The 22,732-nt window shown below is 71.7% G+C and carries 26 protein-coding genes; 14 read left to right on the top strand and 12 right to left on the bottom strand.

Going from position 1 to position 22,732, the window contains the following annotated elements; all coding sequences use genetic code 11:
• Positions 1–70: 70 nt before the first annotated feature.
• From IEY69_RS03575 to IEY69_RS03565, 3 genes are all read right to left on the bottom strand, one after another.
• Entirely contained in the window at positions 71–1,204 is a 1,134-nt protein-coding gene (locus tag IEY69_RS03575; protein WP_229783603.1) for an N-acetylmuramoyl-L-alanine amidase family protein, read from the bottom strand.
• A 225-nt stretch (positions 1,205–1,429) separates the two neighbouring features.
• Positions 1,430–1,897: an Rrf2 family transcriptional regulator gene (locus IEY69_RS03570; protein ID WP_119674610.1), complete on the bottom strand. Its 468-nt coding sequence runs from the start codon at positions 1,895–1,897 to the stop codon at positions 1,430–1,432.
• 21 nt (positions 1,898–1,918) lie between these two features.
• Entirely contained in the window at positions 1,919–2,782 is an 864-nt protein-coding gene (locus IEY69_RS03565) for a DUF1028 domain-containing protein (RefSeq protein WP_189071740.1), read from the bottom strand.
• A 49-nt stretch (positions 2,783–2,831) separates the two neighbouring features.
• Between IEY69_RS03565 and IEY69_RS03560 the strand changes: the two genes are divergently transcribed.
• Both IEY69_RS03560 and IEY69_RS03555 read left to right on the top strand, forming a co-directional pair.
• Positions 2,832–3,386 (top strand): AAA family ATPase, encoded by a 555-nt coding sequence (locus IEY69_RS03560; RefSeq protein ID WP_189071739.1) that lies wholly within the window; start codon positions 2,832–2,834, stop codon positions 3,384–3,386.
• The gene (locus IEY69_RS03555) at positions 3,383–3,826 is read left to right on the top strand and encodes a hypothetical protein (protein WP_189071738.1); all 444 of its coding nucleotides are present in this window, start codon (positions 3,383–3,385) and stop codon (positions 3,824–3,826) included. Before IEY69_RS03560 ends, IEY69_RS03555 begins: the two co-directional genes overlap by 4 nt.
• Before the next feature lie 3 nt (positions 3,827–3,829).
• Here IEY69_RS03555 and IEY69_RS03550 read toward each other — a convergent pair whose 3' ends face one another.
• Positions 3,830–4,399: a C39 family peptidase gene (locus IEY69_RS03550; RefSeq protein ID WP_229783601.1), complete on the bottom strand. Its 570-nt coding sequence runs from the start codon at positions 4,397–4,399 to the stop codon at positions 3,830–3,832.
• Positions 4,400–4,495: 96 nt separating this feature from the next.
• A complete protein-coding gene (locus IEY69_RS03545; protein ID WP_189071737.1) occupies positions 4,496–6,094 on the bottom strand; it encodes a peptide chain release factor 3 in 1,599 nt (532 codons plus the stop codon).
• Between the two features lie 287 nt (positions 6,095–6,381).
• On the opposite strand from IEY69_RS03545, the gene IEY69_RS03540 reads away from it, so the two are divergent.
• Positions 6,382–7,272: a TAXI family TRAP transporter solute-binding subunit gene (locus IEY69_RS03540; protein WP_189071736.1), complete on the top strand. Its 891-nt coding sequence runs from the start codon at positions 6,382–6,384 to the stop codon at positions 7,270–7,272.
• On the opposite strand, the gene IEY69_RS03535 is transcribed toward IEY69_RS03540, so the two are convergent.
• A complete protein-coding gene (locus tag IEY69_RS03535) occupies positions 7,265–8,200 on the bottom strand; it encodes a histone deacetylase family protein (protein ID WP_229783600.1) in 936 nt (311 codons plus the stop codon). The genes IEY69_RS03540 and IEY69_RS03535 overlap by 8 nt on opposite strands.
• A gap of 23 nt (positions 8,201–8,223) precedes the next feature.
• On the opposite strand from IEY69_RS03535, the gene IEY69_RS03530 reads away from it, so the two are divergent.
• The 4 genes from IEY69_RS03530 to IEY69_RS03515 all read left to right on the top strand — a co-directional run bounded on the left by IEY69_RS03530 (position 8,224) and on the right by IEY69_RS03515 (position 11,020).
• Positions 8,224–9,252: an NAD(P)H-dependent flavin oxidoreductase gene (locus IEY69_RS03530; RefSeq protein ID WP_189071735.1), complete on the top strand. Its 1,029-nt coding sequence runs from the start codon at positions 8,224–8,226 to the stop codon at positions 9,250–9,252.
• Between the two features lie 21 nt (positions 9,253–9,273).
• Complete coding sequence (locus IEY69_RS21665) at positions 9,274–9,891, top strand: TetR/AcrR family transcriptional regulator (protein ID WP_229783599.1); 618 nt, start codon at positions 9,274–9,276, stop codon at positions 9,889–9,891.
• 74 nt (positions 9,892–9,965) lie between these two features.
• A complete protein-coding gene (locus IEY69_RS03520) occupies positions 9,966–10,517 on the top strand; it encodes a hypothetical protein (protein WP_189071734.1) in 552 nt (183 codons plus the stop codon).
• Entirely contained in the window at positions 10,514–11,020 is a 507-nt protein-coding gene (locus IEY69_RS03515) for a GNAT family N-acetyltransferase (RefSeq protein WP_189071733.1), read from the top strand. The genes IEY69_RS03520 and IEY69_RS03515 overlap by 4 nt, the downstream gene beginning before the upstream one ends.
• On the opposite strand, the gene IEY69_RS03510 is transcribed toward IEY69_RS03515, so the two are convergent.
• Positions 11,011–11,391 (bottom strand): ACT domain-containing protein, encoded by a 381-nt coding sequence (locus IEY69_RS03510; RefSeq protein ID WP_189071732.1) that lies wholly within the window; start codon positions 11,389–11,391, stop codon positions 11,011–11,013. The genes IEY69_RS03515 and IEY69_RS03510 overlap by 10 nt on opposite strands.
• Positions 11,392–11,486: 95 nt before the next feature.
• Here IEY69_RS03510 and IEY69_RS03505 point away from each other — a divergent pair, with 95 nt between their 5' ends.
• The gene (locus IEY69_RS03505) at positions 11,487–12,563 is read left to right on the top strand and encodes a S1C family serine protease (RefSeq protein ID WP_229783598.1); all 1,077 of its coding nucleotides are present in this window, start codon (positions 11,487–11,489) and stop codon (positions 12,561–12,563) included.
• 38 nt (positions 12,564–12,601) lie between these two features.
• Entirely contained in the window at positions 12,602–13,177 is a 576-nt protein-coding gene (locus IEY69_RS03500) for a response regulator transcription factor (RefSeq protein ID WP_189071731.1), read from the top strand.
• A gap of 3 nt (positions 13,178–13,180) precedes the next feature.
• Here the strand turns inward: IEY69_RS03500 and IEY69_RS03495 are convergent, their stop codons facing one another.
• The 5 genes from IEY69_RS03495 to IEY69_RS03475 form a co-directional block, all read right to left on the bottom strand.
• Positions 13,181–13,477, bottom strand: coding sequence for an antibiotic biosynthesis monooxygenase family protein (locus IEY69_RS03495; RefSeq protein ID WP_189071730.1), 297 nt, complete (start codon positions 13,475–13,477; stop codon positions 13,181–13,183).
• Positions 13,478–13,571: 94 nt separating this feature from the next.
• Positions 13,572–15,125: a 2-isopropylmalate synthase gene (locus tag IEY69_RS03490; protein ID WP_189071729.1), complete on the bottom strand. Its 1,554-nt coding sequence runs from the start codon at positions 15,123–15,125 to the stop codon at positions 13,572–13,574.
• A gap of 200 nt (positions 15,126–15,325) precedes the next feature.
• Positions 15,326–15,949: a uracil phosphoribosyltransferase gene (gene upp / locus IEY69_RS03485; protein WP_189071728.1), complete on the bottom strand. Its 624-nt coding sequence runs from the start codon at positions 15,947–15,949 to the stop codon at positions 15,326–15,328.
• 60 nt (positions 15,950–16,009) lie between these two features.
• Entirely contained in the window at positions 16,010–16,849 is an 840-nt protein-coding gene (locus tag IEY69_RS03480; RefSeq protein WP_189071727.1) for a phosphotransferase family protein, read from the bottom strand.
• Positions 16,850–16,868: 19 nt separating this feature from the next.
• Entirely contained in the window at positions 16,869–17,885 is a 1,017-nt protein-coding gene (locus tag IEY69_RS03475) for an HD-GYP domain-containing protein (protein ID WP_189071726.1), read from the bottom strand.
• A gap of 78 nt (positions 17,886–17,963) precedes the next feature.
• Here IEY69_RS03475 and IEY69_RS03470 point away from each other — a divergent pair, with 78 nt between their 5' ends.
• The 5 genes from IEY69_RS03470 (at position 17,964) to IEY69_RS03450 (ending at position 22,694) form a co-directional block, all read left to right on the top strand.
• A complete protein-coding gene (locus IEY69_RS03470) occupies positions 17,964–18,701 on the top strand; it encodes a YkgJ family cysteine cluster protein (RefSeq protein ID WP_189071725.1) in 738 nt (245 codons plus the stop codon).
• A complete protein-coding gene (locus IEY69_RS03465) occupies positions 18,698–19,252 on the top strand; it encodes a histidine phosphatase family protein (protein ID WP_229783597.1) in 555 nt (184 codons plus the stop codon). Before IEY69_RS03470 ends, IEY69_RS03465 begins: the two co-directional genes overlap by 4 nt.
• Complete coding sequence (locus IEY69_RS03460; RefSeq protein ID WP_189071724.1) at positions 19,249–20,022, top strand: serine aminopeptidase domain-containing protein; 774 nt, start codon at positions 19,249–19,251, stop codon at positions 20,020–20,022. Before IEY69_RS03465 ends, IEY69_RS03460 begins: the two co-directional genes overlap by 4 nt.
• Positions 20,023–20,076: 54 nt before the next feature.
• Positions 20,077–21,093: a hypothetical protein gene (locus IEY69_RS03455; protein WP_189071723.1), complete on the top strand. Its 1,017-nt coding sequence runs from the start codon at positions 20,077–20,079 to the stop codon at positions 21,091–21,093.
• Between the two features lie 89 nt (positions 21,094–21,182).
• A complete protein-coding gene (locus IEY69_RS03450; RefSeq protein WP_189071722.1) occupies positions 21,183–22,694 on the top strand; it encodes a DUF4127 family protein in 1,512 nt (503 codons plus the stop codon).
• The last annotated feature ends 38 nt before the right edge of the window (positions 22,695–22,732 follow it).

The raw sequence follows: 22,732 nt of genomic DNA, 5'->3' as shown, positions 1-22,732 counted from the left end.
GCCCCCAGTGCAGAAGGGGGCGCGCGTTCAAGTCCGGCTCGCGTCGAGCGCAGGTCGCTTCGTAATCAGGTCATTTGGTATTCAGGAAGTCCAGGATCGCGCGGGCCAGCGCCTGCGCCAGCACCTCGCGGTACGCGGCGCTGGCGAGCTTCGGGCCCTCGACGGGACTGGACCCGAAGCCCAGTTCGACCAGGATGGCGGGCGTGGTGGGGTTCTTGATGACGTAGAACGCGTCGGTCTGCACGCCGCGGTTCACGGCGCCCGTCGCGGCGATCAGTCGGGCCTGGACCTTCTGCGCCAGCTGGCGGCTGAACGCGATCTTCGCCTGCGCGAGGATGTCGCCCAGTTCCTTCTGCGCGGTGCCGGACGCCTGCCGCGTCAGTTCCAGGCCGACGCTGCCGCCCCCGTTTTCCAGCACGGCGAGGCTACGGTTTCCGCCCGCGAGCGGCTGCCCGAAGTAGTACGTCTCGATGCCCTGCGCGGACGGACTGGCGGAGTTCACGTGGATGCTCACGAAGGCACTCACGACGCCGTTGTTCGCCATGCCGGAACGCGCCGCGAGGTCCCGTTTCTTGTCCGCGCTGAGGTGCTCGTCGCGGCTGCGGGTCAGGACGACGTCCACGCCGTGCGTCAGGAGTTCCGCGCGGGTGCGCAGCGCCACATCCAGCGTGACGTCCTCCTCCTTCACCCAGCGGCTGACCGCGCCCGGGTCGACGCCGCCATGCCCGGGGTCCAGCACGATGCGGGGCCGCACGACGGACGTGGACGCCGGACGCACCACAGGGGATGGGGTCGCCGCAGCCGGAGGCCGGACCGGGACCGCGGCCGCAGCGACACTGCTGGGCACATCAATGACCAACCGGGCCGACTGACCGGACGCGGCGGGCAGGACGCTGACCTTCGCACTCCCGTGCCCCTTGGCCAGGGTGACGGTCACCGTGCGGCCCGCCACCGCGTACGCCGTGACGCCAGGGGCGCTCAGGGGGCCCTGCTCGGCACTCAGGGCCGCGCCCAGCGTGACCGTCACGCTCTGGCCGGTGACCTTGCTGCTGGCGGTCGTCACGGTCGGCAGGTTGAACACCAGTCGCGTGAAGCCGTCGTGCTGACCCACCCGGGGGGCGGCTTGGGCGCCACCGAGCAGCATGCTGCCCAGCAGGATGGTTCTCACGGTCCTGATCATGCGGTCCTTCGCGGGGCTGTTCACTGCCGGGAAGTGTACCGCCCGGCGCGCGTTTCCCGGATGGGAAGGCCATGCCGGGCGTCTCATCCGAACTCCGGTTGAAGGGTTGCAACACCTTTCAACCCGAGCGGACCCGGAGAGCTGCGGGGCAGAGCGAGCATGAGAAAAACGGGTTCCGGGCGTGAAGTTCGCAACACGGTGTCCTTCCGGGTTGTGAACGAAACAGACGGAATCCGTCTCATGTGCGGGTCAGGCGTTCGGTTTCAGCAGGTGCCCCAGGCAGTTGCCGTAACTGACGCCCTGCTGCGCGTCGAGCACGAGGTCCTGCACGCTGAATTCCTGCAGGACGCCCAGCATCGCGTCGCGCATGCGGGTGTAGATGGTGTTGCGGGCGTGGCAGCGCGCCTCTTCCACGCAGGGTTCGTGCCAGTTCAGGCTGATGCACGACAGCGGCGCGACCGGTCCGTCGATGGCGCGGACCACCTCGCACAGACTGATGAGCTGGGGTTTGCGGGCCAGGGCGTACCCGCCGCCGATGCCCTTCTTGCTCTTCACGACGCCCTTGGCGGTCAGGGCGGCCAGGATGCGCACGAGGTACGGGCGGTGCACGCCGGTCGCCTCGCTGATCTCCTCGCTGGACACCCAGCGGTCCAGGGCCTGCGACCCCAGGAAGCCCAGGGCCTGGAAGGCGTACACGTCGGTGGCGGAAAGCCGCATGGGGCGCAGTGTACCGCGCCGCTAGCGTACGGGGGTGGGGTACTGGGCGCGCAGGTACGCCAGCGCGACCGGGTCGACCTGCCCGCCACCCACCCAGCGATCTTCGAGGTTCTCGGTGCCGAACAGCGCCCACGCGGCGGCCTCGGTGTCCGCGTCCCAGGGGCCGCCGGGCAGCGCGGTGGCGTACCCCTGCGTGATCAGCAGGGCGCGCAGCCACGCGAGTTCCTCGTCCGAAAGGGGCCGGGTGCTTTCGGGGCGGGTGAACAGCAGGTCGTGCACGTCCAGCAACCGCGCCAGTTCCCGGCAGGGGTCGGCGTGATCGTCCGCGCGGAGGTTCACCCAGTCGTCCGTCAAACCGCCGTAGCCGCGCCCGGGACCGGCGCACAGCAGGGCCGCCGACTGCCGCCCGCGCCGGTCCCCGCCCGCCGCGTCCCCGGCGTTCAGGGCCGCTAGCAGGCGCCGGGGCAGCGGGAGGTCCGATCCGGCCTCCCAGGCGGCGCGCATGGCCTCCACGACGCCCGGCCCGGCCAGGATATTCCCCTGGATGGCGACGTCGGCGGCGGCGTACCCGCCGGCCCAGTCGTGGCAGTCTGCGCCCGTGAAGGTCGCGCTGCGCCCGTCCGCGCCGACCAGTCCGAACTGCCGCTGCGCGATGCCGGAGTCGGTCGCCTGGAAGTGCGCACCCACGGCGTCGGCGTCCAGCCCGCTGCCCAGCAGGCGCAGGCCCTCGGGGCCGAAGGTGGGGTTCACGTAACTCTGCGTGGCGACGGCCCCCACGCCGCCGCGCACGAAGGGCACCAGCGCGCCCACCGCGAGGAACTTGCTGGCGACCGCCACGCCCAGGTCGCCCGTGCGGGCGTCGCGGCCCACGATGGAAAAGGTCATGGCGGCAGGCTAACGCGGCTCGCACTGGTCACACGGTAGGCTGCGTGACATGACGGCTTCAGGCGAACAGGGTGTGATCTGGGTGCTGAGCGGCAGCCCCGGCGCGGGCAAGTCCAGCGTGTCCCGCTCGCTGCTGGCCCGCTTTCCGTTCGGCCTGCACCTGCCTATCGACGACCTGCGCGAGATGGTCGTGTCGGGCATCGCGCACCCGGCGCTGGATCACCCGCCGGAGGCCGTGCGGCAGTTCGCGCTGGCCCGCACGGCGGCGGCGCAGACGGCCCGCCTGTACGCGCAGGAGGGCTTCGCGGTGGTGATCGAAGACGTGCTGTGGCCCGCCGATCTGGCGTTCATGGCGCGCCACTGGGACGGACTGGACGTGCGCCCGGTGCGGCTGTTCACGACGCTGGAGGTCGCGCACGAACGCAACCGCACCCGCACGAACAAGACGTACGACACGTCGGTCCTCGCGCCGCTGATCGACGGGCTGTACCCGCAGATGCCCCCCGAGATGTTCCAGGAGGCCGGGTGGGCCGTCGTGGACAGCAGCGCCCTGACGTTGGAGGCCACCGTGGACGCCCTGCTGCGCCTGGAGTGGCCCGCGTGACGGACCCGGTCGTGAGCGGCACATGGCTCGTGGTCCGGACCAGCCTGCCGCTGTGGCGCACGCGCGACAACCCCAGCGTGACGTACGCGCCGCTGCCGGACGGGCGGGTGGTGGACACCGTGCGCTTCACTCGGGGGGGACGAGCAGGGCTGATCATCGGCGTGGACACCCCACTGCCCGATGGGGGCTGGGCATGGCGCGGCGTGAGCCTCCTGACCCGCTTCACGGTCAGCCGCTGGAGGGTGCTGGCGGCCGGGGACGGCTGGGCGATCACCGTGTTCGAGCGGACGCCGTTCACGCCCGCCGGGCTGGACGTGTACGCCCACACGCCTGCCCTGACTGCGGCGCAGGTGCAGGAGCTGGAAGCCGCCCTGGACGGCCTTCCGGCCGCGCAACCGTTCCGCGCGGCGCTGTTCAGTCCCGTGCACGACGGTCGGTGAGGATCAGCCGATGACGCTTCTGACCTTCGCGGCCATGTTCGGCGGGTACAGCACCGCGAACTGCCCGCGCTGGTCGGCCCACACGCGGTTCATGTCGTCGTAGCCCATCGCCACGTAGCCCAGCAGGGGGTCCATGATGAACACCTGCCGGGTCTGGTCGTTGTAGCCCATCAGGACCCGCCAGTGCGGGATGACCTGCCCCTGCGCCGTGATGTGGCTCTGCAGGGCGATCACGGGCAGGCCACTGCGGATGGCGGCGCGGGCGGTATTCACGCTGCCCCCGGTGAACAGCCGCGCCTGCATCCCCACGCGCGGCGCGAAATCCACGATGGCCTGCGCGGTCATGTACGACCGCTCGGTGGGGCGGGTCAGGCGGCTCACCTCGGTCATGTCCACCCGTAGCCCGAAGTACCCCAGCACCTGCGTGATGCTGGCCGGACCGCACGCGTTGTACGACTGTCGGATCAGCGGCATGCCGCTCAGGACGTACCCGGGCGGCGTGGGAGCAGGTGCGGCGGCCCGCGCGGGGAGGCTCAGGGCGCAGGCGAGGACCAGCAGGCGGGCGAGGTGCACGCACGCAGCATGGCACGGGCCACCTGACCGGATTGTCTCAAGGGAACATGAAGAAGGGAGAGGCCACGCCACCTCTCCCCCGTCAATCGGCGTGATTCAGACGCGCGTGAGGTCCTTGGGCAGCGGCAGGAACTCGATTTCCGGGTGCTGCTCGGCGGTGTATTCCAGGTCGTAGCGGCTGCGGAACAGCATGACCGGGCGGCCCTGGTCGTCCTCAACGTGCCGGGCGAAGCGGGCGACGTTCGTGGGGTCACCGGCCAGCCAGCGCACCAGCTGGTAGCTGGTGACGTGCATCTCGACCTCCACGCCGTACTCCTCCTGCAACCGGGCCTGGAAGACCTCGAATTGCAGCGGCCCGACCGCGCCCAGGTACGGGTCGCGCGCGCCGTCGGTCGGGTAGAACACCTGCACGACGCCCTCTTCCGCCAGCTGGGTGAGGCCCTTCATGAACGCCTTGCGCTTGCCGACGTCGCGCAGGCCGATGGTCGCGAACGTCTCGGGCGTGAAGCGTGGGAAGCCGGGCAGGATCACCTTGGCGTCCACGCTGATCACGTCCCCGATCTGGAACACGCCGGGGTTCACGAGGCCCACGATGTCGCCGGGGTACGCTTCCTCGACCTTCTCGCGGTCCTGCGCGAACAGCGTGTGCGCCTGCGACAGCCTCAGCTTGCGGCCCGTGCGGGTGTGCGTGACGTCCATCCCGCGCTCGAAGTGCCCGCTCATGACGCGCATGAAGGCGGTGCGGTCACGGTGCTGCTTGCTCATGTTCGCCTGCAGCTTGAAGATGAAGCCTGCGAAACCCGCCTCGGGGCTGCGGTCGCCCAGGTTCGTCTCAACCGGCCCCGGGGGCGGCGCGAGGTCCACGAAGTTGCTCAGGAAGTGCTCCACGCCGAAATTGTTCATGGCCGACCCGAAGAACACCGGGGTCAGCTCGCCGCTCAGGAAGGCCGCCGGGTCGAATTCCGGCATGGCCCCCTGGATGAGTTCCACGTCCTCGCGCAGTTTCGCGGCGAGGTCCGCGCCGACGAGGGCGTCCAGTTTCGGGTCGTCCAGGCCGCTGGTCTGCATGGGCGCGCGGTGCTTCCCGCCCGACGTGCGCTCGAAAGCCAGCACCTGCTGGGTCTGCAGGTCGTACACGCCCTTGAAGTCCGGGCCGTCCCCGATGGGCCACGTCAGCGGCACCGCCGTGATCTTCAGGATGCCCTCCAGCTGCTCCAGCAGCTCGAAGGGGTCCTGCGCGGGGCGGTCCATCTTGTTCACGAACGTCAGGATCGGAATGCCCCGGTTCCGGCACACCGCGAACAGCTTCTCGGTCTGCGCCTGTACGCCACGCGCGGCGTCCAGCACCATCAGGGCGCTGTCGGCGGCGGTCAGGGTGCGGTAGGTGTCCTCACTGAAATCCTGGTGGCCGGGCGTGTCCAGCAGGTTGATGTGCCGCCCGCCGTACTCGAAGGTCAGCGCGCTGGAGCTGATGGAGATGCCGCGCTGCTGCTCGATGCTCATCCAGTCGCTCTTGGTGTGGCTGCGGCCCTCCTTGGCGGTGACGCTGCCGGCTTCCTGGATGGCGCCTCCGTACAGCAGGAGTTTTTCGGTGATGGTCGTCTTCCCGGCGTCCGGGTGGCTGATGATGGCGAAGGTGCGGCGCCGGGCGATCTCGCTGGCGAGCGCGGCGGGGTTGATCTCGGGGCTGGTCATGGGAACTCCTGCGGGCCTGAAATGGTCGCGGCCCGGACATGCGTGAAGGTGGGAATCAACGCGGGTCTCGACTCGCGCTAGGGGGGCGTGAGGAGACCGGTCATGCCTCCATGATAGCGGCCCGGGAGGCGCGGCGTCACCCGTGCGGCGTCCCGCGCGGCCAGAGGCGACACCCCCCTGACAGGCGAGCCCCACCGCACGCGACCGGGCTGACGATCGGCTGACCCGGTCCTGCTGCACTGAAGGCAGCAACACCGGCCCTTCCCCCCCACTCACGAGGAGACCCCATGACCGTCCTGAACCGCGCCTCCGTCCTGACCGCCCTGCTGGGCACCTCCGCCCTGGCCGCCCCCTCGACGCTGATCGTGGCGACCAGTCCGCAGGGCAGCACCGCCGCCGACATGTTCCGCGACCTGGGGCGCGTGTGCACGAACGCGTCGTTCCTGCGCCAGCGGCAGACGAGCGGCAGCGTCGAGAACCTGGATCTTCTGCTGAACAATCAGGTGTCGCTGGCGTTCGTGCAGCTGGACGTCCTGAAGGCCCGCGAGCAGATCGATCAGGACGCCCGAGTGCAGAACCTCCGGCAGCTGCTGCCGCTGAACTTCGACGAGATTCACCTGATCGCGCGGCCCGCCGTGGTGAAGAAGAACCTGCTGGGCAAGGAGACCGTGAGCGGCGTCCGCACATTCACGGAACTGGGCGGGAAGCGGCTGGGCGCGTGGGGTGGCAGCGTGATCACGGCGAAGGTGCTGGCCGCGCGCGGCGGAGTCGCCCCCGTCATCCAGGAGTTCCGGGGGCGCGAGGACGCCATGAACGCCCTGGCGGCCGGCAGGATCGCCGCCGTGCTGGCCGTGGTCGGGCAGCCGGCCGACTGGGTGAAGACCCTGAATCCGGCGCAGTTCACGCTGATCCCGGTGGACCTGAGTGCCGCGAAGGTGAACGGCTTCTACCGGGCCGCCACGCTGCGGTACCCGGCCCTGGGTTCGAACGTGCCGACCTTCGCGGTGCAGCGCGTGCTGGTCACGCGGGACTTCAAGACGCCCGAGAAGCGCGAGGCCCTGCTGGCATACCAGAAGTGCGCCCTGTCGAAACTCCTGACCCTGCAGGAGACCGAGGGATACCACCCGAAGTGGAACGACGTGACCTTCAAGGAATCGGGCTGGCCCTGGTTCAGGTGACGGGCGCGCGGGCCGGGGCGAAGGCGTCCAGCGCGGCGTCCAGCGTGCCCAGCCGCGCGGCGATCAGCTGCGCGGGGTCGCGGTGGTACCCGCCGGCCATGACGGTCACGAGGAGCGTGCGGGTGCGGGCCGCCCAGCGGAACACGCGGCGGTCGCGGGCCTGCACGCCGTCCAACGTCAGCGCCAGCCGCCCCAGCTGATCCCCAGCGAGGACGTCCGCACCCGCGAGGTAGAACGCGAAGTCCGGCTGGAACGCCGTCACGAGCGGCGTGACCTCCGAGTCCAGCGCGTGCAGGTACGCGGCGTCGCCCGTTCCGTCGGGCAGCGGCACGTCCAGGTCGCTGGTCTCCTTGCGGAAGGGGTAGTTGCGTTCGGCGTGCAGGCTGACGGTCAGCACGCGCGGTTCCTGAGCGAAGATCGCGGCGGTGCCGTTCCCCTGGTGCACGTCCAGGTCCAGGATCAGGATGCGCCGCGCCTGCCCGGAGTCCAGCAGCCAGCGGGCGCTGATCGCCACGTCGTTCAGGAACGAGAAGCCCTCGGCGTGATCGGCGTACGCGTGGTGGGTGCCGCCACCGAGGTTCACGCCCAGGCCCAGCGTCAGGGCGTCGCGGGTGGCGGCCAGGGTCGCGCCGCTGCTGCCCAGGCCCCGCTCGACGACCGCCGGACTCCACGGGAAGCCCAGCGCGCGTTCCTCGGCGCGGGTGACCTGCCCCTCGCGCCAGCGGGCCAGGAACGCGGGATCATGCACCGCCTCGGCGTGCGGCCAGTCGAGGCTGGGGGCGTCCACCAGCGGCAGCCTAGCCTGCGCGCCGTCCAGCAGCGCCTGAATCCACTCGCGTGGCATGAACTGCCGTCTAGGCGCAGCCTGCGACTGGTACGCGGCGCGCCGGAACGCCGTGAACGCGCGGAACGGGTGCGGGAATGTCACGTCCGCAGCGTACGCTGGGCGGCATGACCCGACCGCGATCCTGGCCGGAATTGCTCGCGCAGCTGCGCACCCCCGTGGCGCTGGCCCCCATGGCGGGCGGCGTCGGCACCCCCGCGCTGGCCGCCGCCGTGACCCGAGCGGGTGGGCTGGGCAGCCTGGGCGGCGCGTACCTGACCCCGCAGGCGCTGCGAGACGCGATCCGCGAGGTGCGCACGCTGGCCGACGGGCCTATAGTCGTGAACCTGTTCGCGCCGCAGCCCGTGCCCGAAGTCACGCCCTACGCGGTGGCCCTGGCGACAGCGGAACTCGCGCCCTTCCACGACGCCCTGCACCTTTCCCCGCCCACCCTGCCGGAGCGCGTGCAGGAGGACTTCAGCGCGCAGCTGGACGTCGTGCTGGAGGAACGCCCCGAGGTGTTCAGCGTCGCGTTCGGCCCCATTCCACCGGACGCCCTGGCGGCGCTGCGCTCACGGGGCATCCTGACCGTCGGCACCGCCACCAGCCTCAGCGAGGCCCGGGCCCTGCACGAGAGCGGCGTGGACGCGATCACCGTGCAGGGCGGCGCGGCGGGCGGACACCGGGGCGGCTGGCAGGACGACGCCCTCGCGGACACCCTGACCCTCGTGCGGGAGGTCGCGAGGGCCACGCCCCTCCCGGTCCTCGCGGCGGGCGGCCTGATGACCGCCGGGCACGTCCGCGCGGCACTGGAGGCCGGGGCAACGTTGGCGCAGTGCGGCACGGCGTTCCTCCTGGCCGACGAGGCAGGCACCGCCGCACCGTACCGGCACGCGCTACGGGAGGGCACGCGCGACACCGTCCTGACCCGCGCGTACTCGGGGCGCGCGGCGCGGGGCTTACGCACCACCTTCACCGACGCCGTCCACCACCCCCTCCCCTTCCCGCACCAGAACGCCCTGACCCGCCCCCTGCGCACGGCAGGCGCGCAGGCCGGGCAGGCGGACGTCCTGAGCCTGTGGGCCGGAACCGGCTACCGGCAGGCGAAGGCGACCGGCACGGCGCAGATCGTCGCGAGCCTGACGTCTGGTAATTGAACACCGCGTACGCTGAGCCGCATGACCTCGTTCCGCGCTCCCGGTCGCCCGCCCCGCTCGGCGGGTCTGGATGCCCACTCGGCCCTGCTGCGGGCCGGGGGGCTGGTGTTCGCGCTGGGTGGGGCCTCGCGCGGCAGCGTGCGCGCGGTGGCGGCGGTGGCGGGCCTGAGTCCGGCGGCCCTGTACGCCCGGTTCGGCAGCCGGGCGGGCCTGCTGGACGCCGTGCTCGCCGAGTGCGGCCCTGGCGTGGTGATCGGCGCGTGCGACCGCCTGCACGGCGCCGACGACCTGCCGGCGTTCGTGGCGGCCGTCTGGGAGGCGTGGGCGCGGCCCCTCCCGCGTGCGGCGTTCGCGCTGTACCTGCACCGGACAGGCGCGCTGCCTGACCGGGTGCGGGGCTGCGCGGATCTGGAACCCGGTCTGCGCGGCCCGGCCGAGGCGGCGCTGCGTGTCCTGACCCGCCGGGTAGCCCGCTGGCCGGGACTGCCCGCCCCACCGGCCGAGGTGGCGTGGGTGCTCGTGGAGGGACTGCTGCGCCTGCGGGCCGCCCCGCTGTCTGACCTGGAAGGCACCCTCCAGTCCCAGACGCACGCCCGGGCGGTGCAGGCGTGGGTGACGGGCGGTGAGCGGCCCTGCTGACCCGGCCTGCTGGTCTGCGGCGTCTTGAGGCGTCGTGGAAAGTCCCTCTGCTCGTCTACGGCACGATCAGCGTCGTGATGCTGCGGCAGCTGGGGCCACCCATCCTGATTCTCGTGGGGCCGTTCACGGCAGCGTTTCTGGTGTGGTTGAGGTGGGGAGGCGCGCGGACGGGCTGGACGCCGCGCCTGGGCCTGTGGTTCACGCTGCTGCTCGCCGCACAGTGCCTGCATTTCTCAGAGGAGTACCTGACGGGCTTCCAGCGCCTCTTTCCCGCGCTGTGGGGCGCGGTCTGGGCGGGTGACCCGGCCCGCTTCGCCGCGTGGGCAGACGCGCCGTTCGTGGCGGGCAACCTCGTGATGGACGCCCTGTGGCTGCTGGCCCTGCCGCTCGCGCCACGCGGCGGGGCCTGGGCGACGTACACGCTGTGGCTGTTTGTGACCGGGATGCTGGTCAACGCCGTGGGGCACCCGCTGTACGCGCTGTTCACCGCCACGCACCCGGCGTTCTGCGGCGCAGTGGGGCTGCCGTGCTGGTACTTTCCGGGTCTGTTCACGGCACTCCTGCACGCCGCTCTGCTGCCCCCGCTGCTGCGCGAGTGGCGCCGCGCCCACAGGGCTGCCGCATGACCGTCACGCTGCGCTCCCTGCGCGCCGGGGATGAGGAGGTGGCGGTGCGCTGGGCGGCGGATCCGGTGTTCTGCCGCGCGGCGGACTGGACGCCGGGCCTCGCGCCTCGCGTGGTGAGGCGGCACTGGCAGGCGATCATCGCGGGGGGCGACCCGGCGTTCCTGCGGCTGGGTGCTGAGCTGGACGGGCGGCTGGTGGGGTTCGTGGATCTGGCGGGCCTGGACGGCAGGTGGGCGGAGTTCGGGATTGTCGTCGGGGAACGGGGGCTGTGGGGGCAGGGCACAGCGCGCCGGGCGGGTGAGGCGCTGATCGCGCACGCGGCGGGACTGGGCCTGACACGGCTGACGGCGCTGGTGCACGCCCCGAACGCCCGGTCGCACGCGCTGATGCGCCGCCTGGACTTCGTGGAGGCCGGGCACGCCGACCCGGAAGCCTACATGGGTGAGGTGGTACCGGTCATCCGCTACGAACGGGCGATCGGCACAGACCAGCCTCACTCCTGAACGGTGTGCCCGGCCTCCCGCAGGGCCGCCACGCTGCGCTCGAGGTCGGTGGCGGCGACGAGGACGTAGTCGGTGTTGTAGGTGGACAGCGCGAAGATGCCCACGCCGGCGTCCCGCAGGGGGTTCAGGACGCTGGCGAGGATGCCAGTCAGGGTGAACTCGAACGGCCCGGTGAGCATCAGCGCCTGCCACCCGCGCTGGACGCGCACGCCGTCCGGCACCCCGTCGGCGGGGCAGACGACGCTCAGTTCGTCCGGGGCGTTCATGACGCACCAGAGGTCGCCGCGCGTCGCCCAGTCCGGCACGGCGCTTCCGGCGGGGAGCTGGGCGACGGCGTACTCGCCGGGCAGGACGGTCAGCGTGAGGGACATGCGGGCAGGATACGGCGACCCTGGCCGTTCGGTGGGGGCGCGGGCCTGGGCGGGTGGGGGGCGTGTTTTCGCGGCGCGGGGCGCAGCATGACGGCATGACGAATCTTTCTGATCTTTCAACGGCAATGGCGGACGCGGTCGAGCTGGCCGCGCGGAGTGTGGTGACGGTGCGCGCAGCGCGCCCGGTGAGCGGCACGGTGGTGGGCGACGGGCTGGTGCTGACGCCCGCGCACCTGCTGCATGCGGACGAGGTGCCGGTGGTCACGCCGGACGGGCGGACCCTGACGGGCGTGGTCGTGGGCCGCGATCCGGGGAGCGATCTGGCGCTGCTGCGCGTGGACGGCCTGAACGTCCCCGCACTGACGACCGGTGAGGCGGGCCGCGTGGGTGAGCTGCTGCTCGCGGTGGGCCGCCCGCCGGGGGGCATGCAGGCCAGCCTGGGCCTGAATCCGGGCCGGGCACGGGACGGCTGGCTCCACGCGGGCGCCCAGCCGTTTCCCGGCGTGAGCGGCGGCGCGCTCGTGAACGCGCAGGGTGACCTCGTGGGCGTGCTGAACGCGGGCGTGCGGCGCGGGCAGTTGCTGGCCGTCCCGACCGCGCGGGCGGCGCGGGTGGCGGACCTGCTGTCCCGCGAGGGCCGCGTGCCGCGCGGGTACCTGGGGCTGGCGACGCAACCCGTGCACTTCCCGGCCGCCGCGACCCCGGACAGCCTGGAGGACGAGGGGGACTTCCCGGCAGGCCCATTCGGCGCTGGTCGCTTCGGCCCCGGCATGGTCCGGGGTGAGGGTGGTCCCTGGGGCGGCCGACGGGGTCCCGGACGTGGGCCGGATCATGGTGGGCACGGTCGTCCGCGCGGTCCGTGGGCGCGGGAGGGTCGCCCTGAACGTGGAGGCCAGGACAGGGGCGGGATGGACGAGGAACTCCGCCGCTTCCGCGAGCGCTTTGCGGGCGGGCGGGTGGGCCTGACGGTCGTGCAGGTCGAGGCAAGCAGTCCCGGTCAGGTGGCGGGCTTCCGGGTGGGGGACGTGCTGCTGGCGCTGGACGGCGAGGGCTTCACGCACCCGGCGGAACTGCTGTCAAGGGTCCGTTCCCGCGCGGGCGAGACGGTGACCCTGCGCGTCCTGCGCGGCGGCGAGGAGCAGGACGTGAGCGTCACGGTGGGTGAACGCTGACCGTGACGACCCGCGCGCCCGTCCCGGTACGATCAGGCATGACCGCCGCACCTGTCCTGCCCACCATACTCGTCACGCTGGATTCGGCGGTCCTCGCGGCGGGCGTGGCGGCGATCCTGGGCGGCGCGGGGTTCCTGACCGCGCAGGACGGCCACGAACCGGATGTACTGATCGTGGACGACGCGTGGCTGGACGACCCCTCACCCCTGGACGGCGCGGCGGTCGTGTCGCTGGGGTCCCGCGCGTGGGTGGAGGTCCTGCCTGACCTCTGCCCGCACGGCTGGGCGTCCCTGCCTGCCGACGCGACGCCCGCCGAACTGATCGCGGCGGTGCACAGCACAGTGGCGGGACTGGTGACGCTGCCGCCCGCGTGGCTGGCCCCGCCCGACGACGAACCGCTCCTCCCGTCCGGCGAGGTGACCCTCACGCCCCGCGAACGCGACGTGCTGGCGCTGCTCGCCGAGGGCCTCAGCAACAAACGCGCCGCGCGGGACCTGGGCGTCAGCGAGAGCACCGTGAAATTCCACGTGCAGGCGCTGTACTCCAAGCTGGGCGTCCAGAGCCGCGCCGGGGCGGTCGCGCGCGGCATCGCCCTGGGCCTCGTGACGGTGTGACGCTCAGCCCAGCTCCACCTGCGTGAAGTGTTCCACGGTCGGGAATGGGTCGTAGAAGTGGTGCAGCAGGGCGCGCCACCTCTGGTATTCGGCGCTGCCGCGGAAGCCCACGGTGTGGTCCTCCAGCGTAGCCCACCAGACGAGCAGGGCGTAACGGTGGTCGTCCTCCAGGCAGCGTTGAAGCTCATGCCGGACGTACCCGTGCATCCCCGCGATGATGTTCTGTGCCTTGGCGAATGCCGCCTCGAACTCGGCCGTCTGGCCGGGGCGGATCTGTAGCAGGGCGATTTCCAGGATCATGCATTCTCCTTCCAGATGACGGGGAGGCCGGTCCGCCCAGCCTCCCCGTCCATCAGCCGCGCAGCGGCGGAACCGTCATCTTTCGACTATGGCCTTAAATGCGTCCGGGGGCGAATTCGCCCTGGCGGCGTTCGGTGCCCATGCCGGCGACGACCATGTTGTGGATGCGGACCCAGGCGCGGGCGCTGGCCTCGACGACGTCGGTGGCGACGCCGCTGCCGTGCAGGGTGGTTTCGCCGTGGCGGGCGCCGATGTTGACCTCGCCCAGCGCGTCGCCGCCCTTGGTGACGGCCTGGATGCGGTAGGTTTCCAGTTCGGGGTTCAGGCCGGTGATGCGGTTGATGGCCTGGAACGCGGCCTCGACGGGGCCGTCGCCGTGCGCGGTGGCCTCGACGGCACCGTCAGGGGTCTGGAGGCGCACGAAGGCGACGGGGGTCATGTTCATGCCGCTGGTGATCTGGAAGCCTTCCAGCGTGAAGGTCTGGGGGACGTCGGTGCGGGCCTCGACGAGGGCGCGCAGGTCGTCGGCGTAGATCTGGCCCTTGCGGTCGGCGAGGTCCTTGAAGCGCCCGAAGAGGTGTTGGACCTTGTCGTCGGTCAGGTCGGTGTACCCCAGGTCGTTCAGGGCCTTGCGGAACGCGGCGCGGCCGCTGTGTTTGCCCATGACGAGCACGGCGGCTTCGCGGCCGACGAGTTCGGCGTTCATGATCTCGTACGTCTCGCGGGCCTTGATGACGCCGTCCTGGTGGATGCCGCTCTCGTGCGCGAAGGCGTTGTCGCCGACGATGGCCTTGTTCGGCTGGACGGGCATGCCGCTCAGGCGGCTGACCATGCGGCTGGCGCGGTACAGTTCGCGGGTGCGGATGCCGGTCTCGAAGCCGTAGTGGTCGCGGCGGGTGTGGAACGCCATGACGAGTTCTTCCAGGCTGGCGTTCCCGGCGCGTTCGCCGATGCCGTTGATGGTGCATTCGATCTGCCGGGCGCCGCCCTGCGCGGCGGCGATGGAGTTCGCGACGGCCATGCCCAGGTCGTCGTGGCAGTGGGCGCTGAGGATGACGTGGGCGGGCAGCGCGGCGCGGATCTCGGCGAACAGCGCGCGGATCTCCTCGGGGGTGGTGTAGCCGACGGTGTCGGGGATGTTGATGGTGGTCGCCCCGGCCTCCACGGCCGCCTTGAAGATGCGGATCAGGAAGGCGGTGTCGCTGCGGGTGGCGTCCTCGGCGCTGAATTCCACGTCGTCCACGAACGAGCGGGCGTACGTGACGGCCTGGATGGCGCGTTCGACGACCGCGTCGGGTTCCAGCTGGAGTTTCTTCGCCATGTGGATGGGGCTGGTGGCGATGAAGGTGTGGATGCGGGGTTTCTCGGCGGCCTCGACGGCTTTCGCGGCGGCTTCGATGTCGGGGCGGGCGGCGCGGGCCAGGCCGGTGATGATCGGGCCGCGGACCTCGCGGGCGATGCGGCTGACGCCTTCCAGGTCGCCGGGGCTGGCGATGGGGAACCCGGCCTCAATGACGTCCACGCCCATGCGGGCGAGCTGGTGGGCGATCTCCAGTTTCTGGGTGTGGTTCAGGGCCACGCCGGGGCTCTGCTCGCCGTCGCGCAGGGTGGTGTCGAAGATGCGGATGCGGTTCGTTTCGGTGGTCATGGGCGGCTCCTGGTAGCGGGTGGGTGGGCAATGAAAAACCCCGGAGGGTTGAGTCCTCCGGGGGGTTCAGGCGCGGTTCTCCTTGCCGTTCACTCCACCGGAGGACGGGTAAGAAGAAGGCTGAACGCGGTCATGGCCCCAGCGTAAGCGCCGGTTCAGGTGGGGCGGGCGGGTTGTCTAAAAACGGGCGTTCGGGCGCGTTACTTGGTGCCGTAGATGCGGTCGCCCGCGTCGCCCAGACCAGGGACGATGTACCCGTGGTCGTTGAGGTGAGAGTCCAGGGCGGCGACGACGATCTCCACGTCCGGGTGGTCGCGTTCGATCACGGCGACGCCCTCGGGCGCGGCGAGGATGCACATGAGTTTGATGCTAGTGGCCCCGGCGGCTTTCAGGCTGGCGATGGCGGCGCTGGCGCTGCCCCCGGTGGCGAGCATGGGGTCGGTGAGGAACACGCGGCGTTCGGCGATGTCGGTGGGGAGCTTGTTGTAGTACGCGACGGGTTCGAGGGTCTCGGGGTCGCGGTACAGGCCGATGTGGCCGACCTTCGCGGCGGGCACGAGTTGCACGATCGAGTCGGTCATGATCAGCCCGGCGCGCAGGATGGCGACCAGCGCCAGCTTCTTGCCGCTGAGCATGGGGAACTCGGCGGTGGTGATGGGCGTCGTGACTTCCTCCTGGGTGGTTTCCAGGTCGCGCATGGCCTCGTAGGCGAGGAGCAGGCTGACCTCGCTGGCCAGTTCGCGGAATTCCTTCACGCCGGTGCGCACGTCACGCATGACCGAGAGCTTGTGTTGCACGAGGGGGTGGGTGACGACAGTAACCATGCCTTCACCATACCCCGCGCCTCCGGGGTCGTCCGACCCGGCCCGGGGCAGAGGAGCGGGCTATCCGGGCAGGCGGGCCAGGGCGTGCCGGGCACGCGGGACCTTCTGGTCGCGCTGGCCCTCGAACTCGTAGGGTTCGTTCATCAGGAACCAGTACAGGTCATGCAGGGTGGTCATGGCGAGGTACGCGCGGTAACGGGTCAGGGTGGCGGGCGCGTGGTCCGGCAGGAAGCTCAGCGCGGCCTGCAGGCTCTCGTCGGGGGGCAGCAGGTCGAGGGTGCCGGTCTTGAGCAGCGCGAGGTCCCGCAGCGGGTCGTCCCAGTCGGCCTTCGTCCAGTCGATGATCAGCACCTCGCCGTCGGCCTCGCTGATCAGGATGTTGTCGTGCCAGAGGTCCAGGTGGCAGAACGCGGCGGGCTGGTCGAGCAGGCCGCGGTCCAGTGGGATCTCGACGGCGTCGAACAGGTCGTCCAGGGGGTAGGCGGCCAGGGCGCTGCGGAAGCGGCGCAGGCGGTCCTGCACGCGGCGCAGGTTCACGCGGCCCTGGGTGATGCCGTGCAGGGCGTTCAGGCTGGCCTGCAGCTGCGGCAGCGCGCGGGGCAGGTCCGGGGCGCGCAGGGGGTGACCGTCGAAGCGGCGCATGATCAGCGCCTCGATCCCGTCGACTTCCAGCGCGTCGATCACGCGGTCACCCATCCCGGCGCGGCGCATGTTCTCGGCTTCCACGCCGTGCTCGCCCTGATGGTTGCGGTACACCTTGATGACCGTCTGTCCGTCCTGCGTGGCGTACACGCGACTCTGCATGCCGGCGTCCACGGGAGTCAGGGGACCGAACCGCGCCTCCAGGTTCGGGAAGCGCGGGGTGGGGGGTTCGCCGGGGTGGGTGGTGCGGAGCGTCATGCGGTCATCTGCGGGCCGCTCACTGCGGAAGTTTCTCCAGCAGACCCACGAGACGAGCGTCGAGTCCCTTGCCCGCCTGGGGTTTCAGGCGGTCCAGGCCGCCCAGGCGCACGTAGGCGTTCGCGACGGCCAGGATGCGGGCGTACAGGGGGATGTCCTCACCACTCAGCTTGTCGGGTTCACCCTGACCGTCGTAGCGTTCGTGGTGGTGGCGGACGGCCTTCTGCGCCTCGGTCAGGTGGGGCACGCCGTGCAGGAAGTTGGCGCCGACCTGCGCGTGCCCCTGCTCGCCGTGGATCTTGCCGATGTCGTGCAGCATGGACGCGAACCACAGTTCCTCCAGTTCACGTTCGGTCAGGCCGACCGCGCGGCCCAGTTTCAGGCTGACGTCCGTGACGGACTGCGCGTGGCCCAGAGAGTCGAAGTCCTGACTCTCGACCGCCTCGACCAGCGCACCGGTGAGCTGCCGGGCGGCCTGTTTCCATTCCTCGCGGCCTTCGAGGATGCTGAGGATCGGGGCCACCGCGGCAGCCCATTTGGTCACGGCCTCCTGAGCGGCGGGCGCGATGCCGTCCGGGGTGGTGCGGTCGAGGATCAGGGCGCCGAGGTGACGTCCCCGGACGCTGAGTGGCACGACGAGGCTGATCTTCACGTCCCGCAGTCCAGCCTCCTCCAGCTGAGCGCTGATGTCGGGGCCGTTGGTGTCGAACAGTTCGCGGCTGCCGTCCGGGACGACCCGGGAGCGCATCTGCGCCCAGGGGCCGGTCAGGGCGAGGCCCAGCAGGCTCTTGGGGTACCCGCCGAACACGGCGGCGACGCGGTCCTGACCGCGCCGGACGACCGCGTAACCCTGCACGCTGCCGCCCATCAGGGTCGCGGCGTAGGACAGCGCTCCTTCCAGCACGCCTTCCTGAGTGGGGCGCGAGACTAGGTCCGCCAGCACGCGTGTCGGGTCGAGCGGCTCCTGGCTGGTCCCGGTCTTGCGCGGGTCTGGAGTGCCGGTCGGGGTCTGGGGGGTGCGGGGACGCCTGAACACGTTGCGGTCAGTATACGCACGCGGCGCGCTCCGGGCGGAGCACGATCCGGGTGGGGTGGATGCTCTAGGCTGCGCGGCATGAGGGACGAGGTTCAGGCAGTGAACGCGGGCGTGACGGAGGCCGTGCAGCGCGCGTACGGGCGGTATGGTCGCCGGGCGGGCGAGTGGATGGACCGCTACGCGCGTCAGGGTGGGCGGGTGTACTGCGCGTCGGGGTGCGTGGCGTGCTGCAACATGCCGATCCGCGTCAGTCTGGCCGAGGCGCTGGTGATGGCTGCCGAACTGGATGAGACGCTGGCGGCGGCGGTGGAGGCGCACGCCCGCGCGGCCATCGCGAATGCCCGGACGGCCCGCAGTGACGACGAGTACGTGCAGCGTCACCGGACCGAGGTGGGATTCTGCCCGATCCTGGATAAGGAGACCGGGGGGTGCAGCCGCTACGAGGCGCGCCCGACGCGCTGCCGGGACACGTTCAGTGCGTTCCCGGCGCATTTCTGCGAGGCGGGCGTGTGGGAGCGCATGACCGCCCGCGAGCGGGCCGAGTACCGCCGCGAGGTCGCGCGGACGCCCGGCACGGACGGCGAACTGCATTTCATCGCGCCGCTGGAGCACCTGAGCGAACCGATCTGGGAGACGGCGTCCCGCGCGATGGTGGACGCCTGGGGCGTGGAGGTCTGGGGGGACTACTGGGTGCTGACGACCCTGGCGCGGGACGAGCGGTTCATGGCGGCGATCATGGCCGGGGATACGCGCGCGGCGTGGCAGCGGGCGTCGGGGCGGGGGCTGGCGCACCGCATGCTGCTGGAATTCGCGTGACCGCCCCAGCCCGGTCGGCCTCTCCCCTGCCGCCGGGGACGCTGCTGCTGGTGCGGCACGCCCGCGCGGCGGGGCAGGCACCGGACGCGGCACTGACCCCGGAGGGTCACGCGGGTGCGGCATCCCTGGTGCCCGCGCTGGCCGGGCTGGGCGTGACGCGGGTCATCAGCAGCCCGTGGCTTCGTGCCGTGGACACGGCGGCCCCGCTGGCGGCGGCACTGGGCCTGCCGGTCACGCCCGACGACCGCCTGACCGAGCGGGTCCTGACCGGCGTGCCCCGCGCGGACTGGCGCGAGCGGCTGCGGGACAGCTTCGCGGACGACACGCTGGCCCTGCCGGGCGGCGAATCCGGCGCGGCGGCCCGTGGGCGCGCACAGGCGGCGCTGGACACGCACCGCGACCCGGATGGGGTGACGGTAGTCGTCACCCACGGCAACCTCCTGGCGCTGCTGCTGGGTCTGGACTTCGACGCGTGGGCGGCGCTGCGCAACCCGGACGTGTGGCTCTGGACGCCGGGGGGCGCGCCGACCCGCCTGGATCTCCCGGCGTGACCCGCGCGTTCCATCCCGGTGATCCGCACGCCGCGCCGCTGGTGGGCGGGCAGCCGTACGCGGTGGAACGGCACCTGCTGGCGGGCGTGCCGTGTCTGGTGGAACGCCCCGCGCCGGGCCGGGAGGTGCGGGCGGTCTGCGTCGTGCACCACGGCGCGTGGGCGACCAAGGAGGGCAAGCTGGGCGTGTACGCCGCGCTGGCCGCGTGGGGCGCGGCGGTGGTCCTGCCGGACGCGGCGCTGCACGGCGAGCGGCAGGGCGAGACCCCGCCGGGCCTGAACGCCCGCGAGTTCGTGTGGGAGAGCGTGCGCCGCACGGTCGCGGAGGCTCCGGCGCTGCTGGACGCCGCGCAGGCAGCTTACGGCCGGGTGCCGGTGTGGGTGGTGGGGTCCAGCATGGGCGGGTACGTGGCGCAGATCCTCGCGCGGACGGAGGCGCGGGTCGCGCGGGCGGCGGCGCTGATCACGTCTGGCGTGTGGCACGAGCCGGAGGTGCGCCGCCCGGACCTCCAGGCGTTCCTGGACCGGCATCGCCCGCTGGCGCACGCGGCGGACGCCGTGCCCACGCCGCTGTTCCTGGGGAGTGGCGGGGCGGACCCGGTGTTTCCACTGGAGGAGCATCACGCGCCCACCGTGGCGGCCTACCGCGCGGCCTACGCCTCGGCGGGGTGCCCGGAGGCCCTGCGCGAGGCGGTGTATACGGGCGTCGGGCATTACACCAGTGTACGGATGCGGGACGACACGCTGGCGTTCCTGCTGGCGGACGACTGATCCATCCTCCTGATTGTGTGGATGATTACGTGGACTTCACGGTACGCTCATGGGGTGGAGAAACCCGTTTCTGATCCTTCCGGCCCGTCGGCCAACCGCGCGCTGCTGGGCGGCATCGCGTTCAGTTTTCTGTTCACCGCCCTGATCTGGCTGCTCGGCCCCCGGCTGAATGACGTGCGGCTGCTGCCGGACCAGGGGGCCGCCTGGTACTACTGGAAGCTGCCCGAGGCGACCGTCTGGACGCGCCTGAGCGCGTGGCTGCCGTACCTGCTGCACCAGGTGATCATCTGGTGGCTGATCTACCGCGCGCAGGTGCAGCGGCCCGGCTACACGAACGGACTGCACTGGTTCAACGTGTGGGCGCTGGGCGTGAACGCCGCGTTCATCCTGCTGCACCTGATCCAGACGCACGTCTTCTACGACGGACTGGCGCAGGACGTCAGCGTGTTCAGCTCGCAGGGCTCGGTGATCCTGCTGCTCGTCATGGTGATCCTGATGGAGAGCCGCCGCCGGGGCCTGCTGTTCGGCCGCAGCGCGGGCGTGCCCGACAGTGCCATCGGCGTGGTGAAGCGGTACCACGGGTACGTGTTCGCGTGGGCGACCATCTACACCTTCTGGTTCCACCCGACGGTGTCCACGCCGGGGCACCTGATCGGGTTCATCTACATGTTCCTGCTGCTCGTGCAGGGCAGCCTGTTCTTCACGCGGGCGCACCTGAACCGTGCGTGGACGACCAGTCTGGAGGTCGCGGTGCTCGTGCACGGCGCGCTCGTGGCGTACGGGCAGGGCAAGGGCCTGTGGCCGATGTTCGCGTTCGGGTTCGGCGCGATCTTCATCGCCACGCAGATGTACGGCCTGGGCTGGCCCCGCTGGGCGCGCTGGACCGCCATCGCCGCGTTCGTGGCGCTGGTGACGCTGGTGTACAGCGGACGCGGCTGGGACAAACTGAACGAGGTGATCCGCATTCCCGTCATCGAGTATGTGCTGGTGTTCATCCTGGCGTGGCTGATCGCCGGCGGGCACTGGCTGTGGCGCAGACTCCGCCCGGCAGGAGCGGCAAGCACGGCCTGAACGGGCCGAAAGACGGAGGGGCGGCGAGATGGTCAGCCGCCCCCACGCCTTGCACCTCTGCCCCACCGGGGCCTGCTAGCCTCGGGCGGATGACGCGTGTGCTGCTCGTTCCGCCGGATACCCGCCCGCCCACCATGGACCTGCCGGTGCAGCTGGCCCGCATGACGGGTGCGGAGGTTCGGGTGCCTCCGTCGGCGGCGCTGCCGGACTTCTTCACGCCGGGCGACACCGGGGCGCTCGGGGCGTGGCTGCGGGCCGGGGTGGCGGACGCGGACGTGCTGGTCGTGTGCCTGGAGACGCTGTGCCTGGGCGGGATGATCCCGGCGCGGCGGGTGTCGGACCCGCTGTCGGGTGCGCTGGAGCGGCTGGCGATCCTGGCGGAGCTGAAGGCCGCGCATCCGGCGCTGCGGATCTACGCGTTCGGGGTGATCGTGCGGGTGGCGCACGACAACGACCCGCACGAGGAGAAGGCGTACTACGGCCAGTGGGGCCGCGAGCTGCGGGCGTACTCGACGACGTTCGACCGGCACGCGCGGCACGGCGCGGCTGAACGCGCGGCGCTGGACGCGGCCCGCGCGGCGGTCCCGGCGGACATCCTGGCGGACTGGGTGGGCACCCGCGAGCGGAACCGGGCGCTGCATCTGGCCGCGCTGGACCTACTGGCGGGCGGGGTGCTGAGTCATCTGTGTCTCACGCTGGACGACACCACACCGTACGGGCTGGCGGCGTTCGACCGGCGTCTGCTGGAGGCCCGCGCGGACGCGCTGGGCGTGTGGGACCGCCTGGACGTGTATCCCGGCGCGGACGAGGTGCCGTGCGCGCTGCTGGCCCGCGCGCTGCGCCCGGAGGAAGTGCCGGTGTGGGTGCGCTTCAGTGGGCTGGGCGGGGCGGGCACCGAGATGCTGTACGAGGATCGCCCGGCGGGGGAACTCGTGCGGGCGCACCTGCGCGCGGCGGGGTGCCGACTGGCGGACTCCGTGCAGGAGGCGGCGTTCGTGCTGGCGGTGAACACGCCGGGCACGCGGCAGGCGCACCGTCAGCCGGACTTCGCGACGGTGGACACGCCGCACCGGCACCTCCCGGCGTTCGTGGATGCGCTGCGGGCGGACCTGCGGGCCGGGCGGGCCGTCAGCGTGGCGGACATCGCGTACCCGAACGGCGCCGAGGCGCGGCTGTGGACGCTCATGCAGGGGCTGCCGCTGGCGGAGCTGGCGGGGTTCAGCGCGTGGAACACGGCGGGGAACACGCTGGGGTCGGCGGTGGCGTTCGGGAAGCTCGCGCCGCTCGTGACGGACCGGGCGGCGCAAGCGGAGGCGCTGCTGGCCCGCATCGCGGACGACGTGCTGTACCAGGGTGAGGTCCGGCCGCTGGTCCGCGAGCGGCTGGGCAGCCCCAGTCCCTTCGATCTGGGCGAGCAGCGCGCGGACGCCGAGGCGGCCCTGCGTGAGCTGCTGCCGCCGCGCGTGCAGGCGGTGTGGGACGCGCACTTCGCGGGGCGCGGCCTGAGCCTGGAATTGGGCGAGCCGCACCTGGCCTGGCCGCGCCTGTTCACCGGCGTGGTGCCATTGAAGGTGACCGAAGCGGTGTCCGGCGGATCGTGACGCCTGCACCAAACGGCTGATGCGCGCCGGACAGAAGC

The organism is Deinococcus sedimenti (assembly GCF_014648135.1).
Taxonomy (GTDB): Bacteria; Deinococcota; Deinococci; order Deinococcales; family Deinococcaceae; genus Deinococcus; species Deinococcus sedimenti.
The sequence above is the reverse complement of the archived record's forward strand: the minus strand, read 5'-3'. Positions and strand labels throughout refer to the sequence as shown.